The organism is Domibacillus iocasae (assembly GCF_001750285.1).
In the GTDB taxonomy this organism is placed as follows: Bacteria; Bacillota; Bacilli; order Bacillales; family Domibacillaceae; genus Domibacillus; species Domibacillus iocasae.
Genome location: NZ_MAMP01000013.1, coordinates 1 through 5794, shown reverse-complemented (window position 1 = coordinate 5794; position 5794 = coordinate 1). Strand labels below are relative to the sequence as shown.

Annotated in this window: 5 protein-coding genes and 10 tRNA genes; all 15 read right to left on the bottom strand. The window is 44.0% G+C overall.

Translation table 11 applies throughout. From position 1 onward, the window contains the following. Nucleotides 1–138: 138 nt before the first annotated feature. Nucleotides 139–212: transfer RNA gene (locus BA724_RS06620), tRNA-Gly, on the bottom strand. A 32-nt stretch (nucleotides 213–244) separates the two neighbouring features. After that, nucleotides 245–321, bottom strand: a tRNA-Pro gene (locus BA724_RS06615). A 97-nt stretch (nucleotides 322–418) separates the two neighbouring features. Continuing rightward, nucleotides 419–495 (bottom strand) — tRNA-Arg (locus tag BA724_RS06610). A gap of 7 nt (nucleotides 496–502) precedes the next feature. Next, nucleotides 503–588 (bottom strand) — tRNA-Leu (locus BA724_RS06605). Nucleotides 589–685: 97 nt separating this feature from the next. Next, a tRNA-Lys gene (locus BA724_RS06600) sits at nucleotides 686–761 on the bottom strand. Nucleotides 762–766: 5 nt separating this feature from the next. Next, nucleotides 767–841, bottom strand: a tRNA-Gln gene (locus tag BA724_RS06595). Between the two features lie 15 nt (nucleotides 842–856). Further along, a tRNA-Asp gene (locus tag BA724_RS06590) sits at nucleotides 857–933 on the bottom strand. Nucleotides 934–984: 51 nt separating this feature from the next. After that, nucleotides 985–1056 (bottom strand) — tRNA-Glu (locus BA724_RS06585). 17 nt (nucleotides 1057–1073) lie between these two features. After that, nucleotides 1074–1164: transfer RNA gene (locus BA724_RS06580), tRNA-Ser, on the bottom strand. A 3-nt stretch (nucleotides 1165–1167) separates the two neighbouring features. Then, nucleotides 1168–1242, bottom strand: a tRNA-Asn gene (locus BA724_RS06575). Between the two features lie 149 nt (nucleotides 1243–1391). After that, nucleotides 1392–1859 (bottom strand): SprT family protein, encoded by a 468-nt coding sequence (locus BA724_RS06570; RefSeq protein WP_069937883.1) that lies wholly within the window; start codon nucleotides 1857–1859, stop codon nucleotides 1392–1394. Then, nucleotides 1856–4006, bottom strand: a complete 2151-nt coding sequence (locus BA724_RS06565; RefSeq protein ID WP_069937882.1) for a Tex family protein — start codon at nucleotides 4004–4006, stop codon at nucleotides 1856–1858. Before BA724_RS06565 ends, BA724_RS06570 begins: the two co-directional genes overlap by 4 nt. Nucleotides 4007–4072: 66 nt before the next feature. Next, entirely contained in the window at nucleotides 4073–4669 is a 597-nt protein-coding gene (locus tag BA724_RS06560; protein WP_069937881.1) for a PP2C family serine/threonine-protein phosphatase, read from the bottom strand. Beyond that, nucleotides 4669–5463: an RNA polymerase sigma factor SigB gene (sigB, locus tag BA724_RS06555; RefSeq protein WP_069937880.1), complete on the bottom strand. Its 795-nt coding sequence runs from the start codon at nucleotides 5461–5463 to the stop codon at nucleotides 4669–4671. The genes BA724_RS06560 and sigB overlap by 1 nt, the downstream gene beginning before the upstream one ends. Beyond that, the coding region (gene rsbW / locus BA724_RS06550; RefSeq protein ID WP_069937879.1) for an anti-sigma B factor RsbW at nucleotides 5441–5794 on the bottom strand (354 nt) is incomplete at its 5' end. The genes rsbW and sigB, both read right to left, overlap by 23 nt.

Genomic DNA, 5794 nt, shown 5'->3' with positions numbered 1-5794 from the left:
AGGATCAAACTCTCCAAAAAGTGTTTGACTTGCTCATTTGTTTCCATTAAAAATACGGGGTGTACTTTTAATGGAAGATAAAAATTAAAACGTTGACGTTTTTATTGATTTTGTTCAGTTTTCAATGTTCAATTGTAATGGAGCGGGTGATGGGAATCGAACCCACGACATCAGCTTGGAAGGCTGAGGTTTTACCATTAAACTACACCCGCAAATAGTAACCTATTTCATTCATTAAATGAAATGGTCGGGAAGACAGGATTCGAACCTGCGACCCCTTGGTCCCAAACCAAGTGCTCTACCAAGCTGAGCTACTTCCCGGATTTGAATAGAATGTTCTGGCTTCTTTGTTGTACACAGGACATGCACGTTCTTAGAAGAAGTCCCTTTGAAAAGGAAACTGCTTCAAACATAATAATGGCGCGCCCGAGAGGACTCGAACCTCTAACCGCTTGATTCGTAGTCAAGTACTCTATCCAATTGAGCTACGGGCGCTTATTATTGGTGCGGCCGAGAGGACTTGAACCTCCACGGGGTTGCCCCCACTAGGCCCTCAACCTAGCGCGTCTGCCATTCCGCCACGACCGCATGATAGCGTTCCGCACACAATTTCTATTTACCAACAAAGATAAATTATACACGTTTCAACTTTCTGCGTCAATACCCTTTAAACTTTTTTTATAAATGGTGAGCCATGAAGGACTCGAACCTTCGACCCTCTGATTAAAAGTCAGATGCTCTACCAACTGAGCTAATGGCTCGAAAATGGCTGGGCTAGAAGGATTCGAACCTTCGCGTGACGGAGTCAAAGTCCGTTGCCTTACCGCTTGGCTATAGCCCATTATTTTCAAGAAAATGGCGGTCCGGACGGGACTCGAACCCGCGACCTCCTGCGTGACAGGCAGGCATTCTAACCAGCTGAACTACCGGACCAATATAAAGTGGCATAAAGAAGGGAAACCGGTGAAGCCGGCTTCCCGACGATGACCCCTACGGGATTCGAACCCGTGTTACCGCCGTGAAAGGGCGGTGTCTTAACCGCTTGACCAAGGGGCCAATATAAAATACAAATCTGGCGGAGAAGGAGGGATTTGAACCCTCGCGCCGGTTACCCGACCTACACCCTTAGCAGGGGCGCCTCTTCAGCCTCTTGAGTACTTCCCCAGATGGCTCCGCAGGCAAGACTCGAACTTGCGACCGATCGGTTAACAGCCGATTGCTCTACCACTGAGCTACTGCGGAATAATGAATGTCATCTAATCGACAATTAGTATTATAAACGATTCACTTATTTATAGTCAACATCTTTTTAAATTATTTTCCCTTTAAATTTGCTTATAAAAAAAGCTGCTCAATTAAAATACCAATTGGAGCAGCAAATGTCAATATAATCATTCATTAATTTCTTTTAACCTTCCCCGGCAGGATCCACACACATATTTTTTCGTGTTGATTCGCCGGCGTCTTTCATACCTTATTCCACATGCCTGGCAATTGTAACGGATGACGATTCTTAGCCGCGCTTTTTTCGTTAACTCAGGGAGAGACCGGCAGTGTCGAGGCGATCCGGTCCTTTTCAGCAGTGCTTTAAAATCCCGATCGCCGTGTCTGTATCCTCGTCCTTCTATATGCAGGTGATAATGGCACAATTCGTGTTTTAAAATCCCTATAAACTCCTCTTCCCCATATGCTTCGATGTATTTTTCATTCACTTCAATGTTGTGAGACTGCAGCAAATAGCGGCCTCCTGTCGTGCGAAGCCGCTTATTCACATACGCTCTGTGCAGAAAAGGCCGTTCGAAAAATCGCAGAGACAAATCTTCCGTCAGCTTTTGAATCTCTTTATCAGTGAATGTCATTTTAATTCTTCTTTAACCATTGTCAACGAAATTCTACCTTTACCCGCTTCCACAGAATCAACCCAGACGGTAACAATATCGCCAACAGATACAACATCAAAAGGGTTTTTTACGAAACCTTTTTTCAGCTTTGAAATATGGACGAGTCCATCTTGCTTGACGCCAATATCTACAAATGCGCCGAAGTCGGTAACGTTCCGGACGGTCCCTTCAAGCTCCATTCCTTTTTTCAAATCCTCCATTTTAAGCACATCTGTCTTCAAAAGCGGCGCCGGCATTTCATCACGCGGATCACGTCCAGGCTTTTGAAGGGAATCAATAATATCTTTTAACGTCAGCTCGCCGATATTAAGCTCTGCGGCAACTTTCTTTAGATCAATCTCTTGAAGTGATGCTGCCAGTTCTGCAGAGCCGATATCTGTTGTTTTAAATCCAAGCGATTTTAATAAAGCGCCCACTTCTTTATAATGTTCCGGGTGGATCGGTGTACGGTCAAGCGGTTCTTCACCATCGGTAATACGAAGAAAACCGATGCATTGCTCGAACGTTTTCCCTCCAAGACGAGGGACTTTTTTGATAACGGAACGCTTTGAAAATTTGCCGTTTTCTTCCCGGAACTGAACGATATTTTTCGCAACGGTTTTATTTAAACCGGCTACGTGTTCAAGAAGTGATGGTGATGCTGTATTCACATCTACACCAACACGATTAACTGCTGTTTCTACAACAAATGCAAGAGAGCCGGATAATTTTTTTTGCGAAACGTCGTGTTGGTATTGACCGACACCGATTGATTGCGGGTCGATCTTCACAAGCTCTGCCAATGGATCTTGAATTCGGCGGCCAATCGAAACCGCACTTCTTTCCTCTACTTGAAGATGCGGAAACTCTTCACGGGCAATGTCAGATGCAGAATATACACTTGCGCCCGCCTCATTCACAATGATATATGCGGTTTGTTTGCGCAGTTCTGGAAGCATTTCAACGACAAATTGCTCGGTTTCACGGGAGGCCGTTCCATTTCCAATGGCTACAATGTCCGCTTCAAATTCATCCGCGATCTGCTTAAACAATATTTTAGCTTCTTTTCTTTTTCCTTCACCGACGTGCGGGTACATGACTTTAATAGCGAGCACCTTGCCCGTTTCATCAACGACCGCCATTTTACATCCGGTCCGATAAGCTGGGTCAACAGCTAAAACAACTTTTCCTTTTAGCGGCGGCTGAAGCAGCAGGTTTTTTAAGTTCTCGGAGAAAATATGAATCGCTCGCTCTTCTGCTTTTTCAGTTAATTCATTACGCACTTCCCGCTCTACTGACGGGCGGATGAGGCGTTTGTATGCGTCTCGGGCAGCACCAAGAATGATCGGCGCCGCGACACTTTGTTCGTTCGGGATAAACATTTTTGTTAAATAACGGATGACACGCTCTTCGTCAAAGGCGATGCTCACTTTCAGCACCCCTTCACTTTCTCCACGATTAACTGCTAGTGTACGATGTGGTGCGATCTTGTTTACAGGCTCTTCATAGTCGTAATACATTTTAAATACTTCTTTTTCGTCTTCACCTTTTAAATCGGTTTTTATTTTTCCGTATTTTGTCATATCCAGACGAATCCGCTGACGTATAGCAGCATCATCAGCAATCGTTTCAGCAATAATGTCTGAAGCGCCTTGAATAGCATCTTCCACATTTTCTACCTGTTCATTTATATATCGGCGCGATTCTTGTTCAATATCGGCTGATTTCAGACATGACAAAAGCCATTTTGCCAGCGGCTCAAGCCCCTTTTCTTTTGCAACTGATGCCTTCGTCCGTTTTTTTTGCTTAAACGGACGGTATAAGTCTTCTACTGCCTGAAGTGTAGCAGCAGATTTAATAGATGCTGCCAATTCTGGTGTCATCTTTTCTTGATCCGTAATTGAGCGAATGACTTCTTCTTTGCGCTGCTCCACGTTTTTCCGATATGTATATCGCTCTAGAATAGTACGAATTTCAACTTCATCCAGGGATCCAGTCATTTCTTTTCGGTATCGGGCGATAAAGGGAATTGTATTCCCTTCTTCTGTTAATTGAATGACGGCCTGAACTTGTTTTGTGTTACTATTCGTATCTGCTGCCGTTGCTTTGATCATTTGTTCATCCATTGTGGTGCCTCCGCTTCTTTCTGTCGAATACATACATTGTAGCAAAAAAAGAAAAAACCCGCTGATTCACAGCAGGTTCCCAACTAGAAATGTGGCATCGTCATTTGATTTTAAAGCAACTTCATCCAACGCGGCTGCAATCTGTTCCACGGTTCGGTAACGCATAAGCTCTTTTGTGTTGAGCAAGTTGATCCCATCTGAATGGACAAGAAATTTGCTCCCTGACTCATACATAAAGCGCTCCATTCTGTATCGTTGCGGCCGCCCGGATAAATAGCCTGTGACAGGTAGCGGATAGGTGAGCTTTCCATCCGGTCCATACAAATAAAAACGAATATTGCCAACGCATGTATATTCAAAGCTACATGCTTCAAAATCAACTTTGAACAGCGCGACGGCCGCTCCCCGCTTATGAAACATTGCTTTATTAATTAAATCCATCATTCCTTCGACCGTCTCCGCCTGCCATTGCTGTTCAACAATTTCCGCCGCTGCATACGACGATTCATAAGCGTAACGGCCGCTTCCAAGGCCATCAGCAAGCAAACAAACAAAGGAACTTTCTTCTTGAGCGAAATAGTATGTATCCCCACAAAAAGAATTTCTGTTTTTCGAATGAATGCCGGCAATTAGTTCCAGCTGCGCATTTTTTAACTTTTTCATTAAGTAAGGTGCTCCGTTGAGTACGCCTCTGCGTGAATCGCTTCTTTCAATTTTTTAATTGCTCTTCGTTGAAGCCTTGAGACATGCATTTGTGAAATACCAAGCTTGTCCCCTGCATCTTTTTGGCTTAAATTTTCAAGATACGTAAATTGAATGATTTGTTTTTCACGTTCAGATAACACATGCAAAACTTTTTCAAGTACAAGACGCTGATCAACGCGTTCATATCCTTCTTCGCGGTTTCCGACAATATCTAAAAGTGTTACGGTGCTTCCGTCTGAATCTGCTTCGATTGAATGGTCTACAGACAATGCCTGATAGCTTTTGCCCATTTCCATCGCTTCAAGTACTTCTTCTTCAGAAATATCAAGATATTGTGCGATTTCACTCACAAGCGGCGACCGCTGGAGCGATGTTGTTAATTCTTCATTCGCTGATTTGATTTTTGGCCCGAGTTCTTTAATACGTCTCGGCACATGCACGCTCCATGTTTTATCTCGAAGGAACCGTTTGATCTCCCCAACAATGGTCGGAATCGCAAACGCTTCAAAACTTTTGCCGAAAGAGTCATCATAGCGACGAATTGCCCCTAATAGACCCATCATCCCTACCTGCACGATGTCTTCGTGGTGTGAACGCCCTTTTGAATACTTACGGGCAATGGATTCAACAAGACCATAGTAATGTTTTACAAGCTTGTCCTGCGCATCCTTATCGCCGTTTTCCTGAAAGGCTTTTATCCATTCGATCGCTTTAAGCTTTGCAGCCTGATTAGGTCGAGATGGTTTCTGCATCCCTCTCCACCTGCTCTCCTTCAAGATACTTTGTCATAAACAAAGTAATCCCTTTATTCTGATGCACTTTCACTTCATCCATAAGCGTTTCAATTAAATAAAGGCCCAGCCCTCCTTCGCGAAGGAGTTCAACTGAATCTTCTGTATAGGGCCCCAAAGCTTCTTTTGTCTCTTCAAAGTCAAAACTATTTCCGCTATCTGATACAACGACCTCAAGATGATCTTCATGAAGACTGAAGCGGATCAGCACTTCCCCATCTTCGCCCTTATAGGCATGCTGGACTGCATTGGTAATTGCTTCACTCGTTGCAATTTTCAAATCTTCAATCGT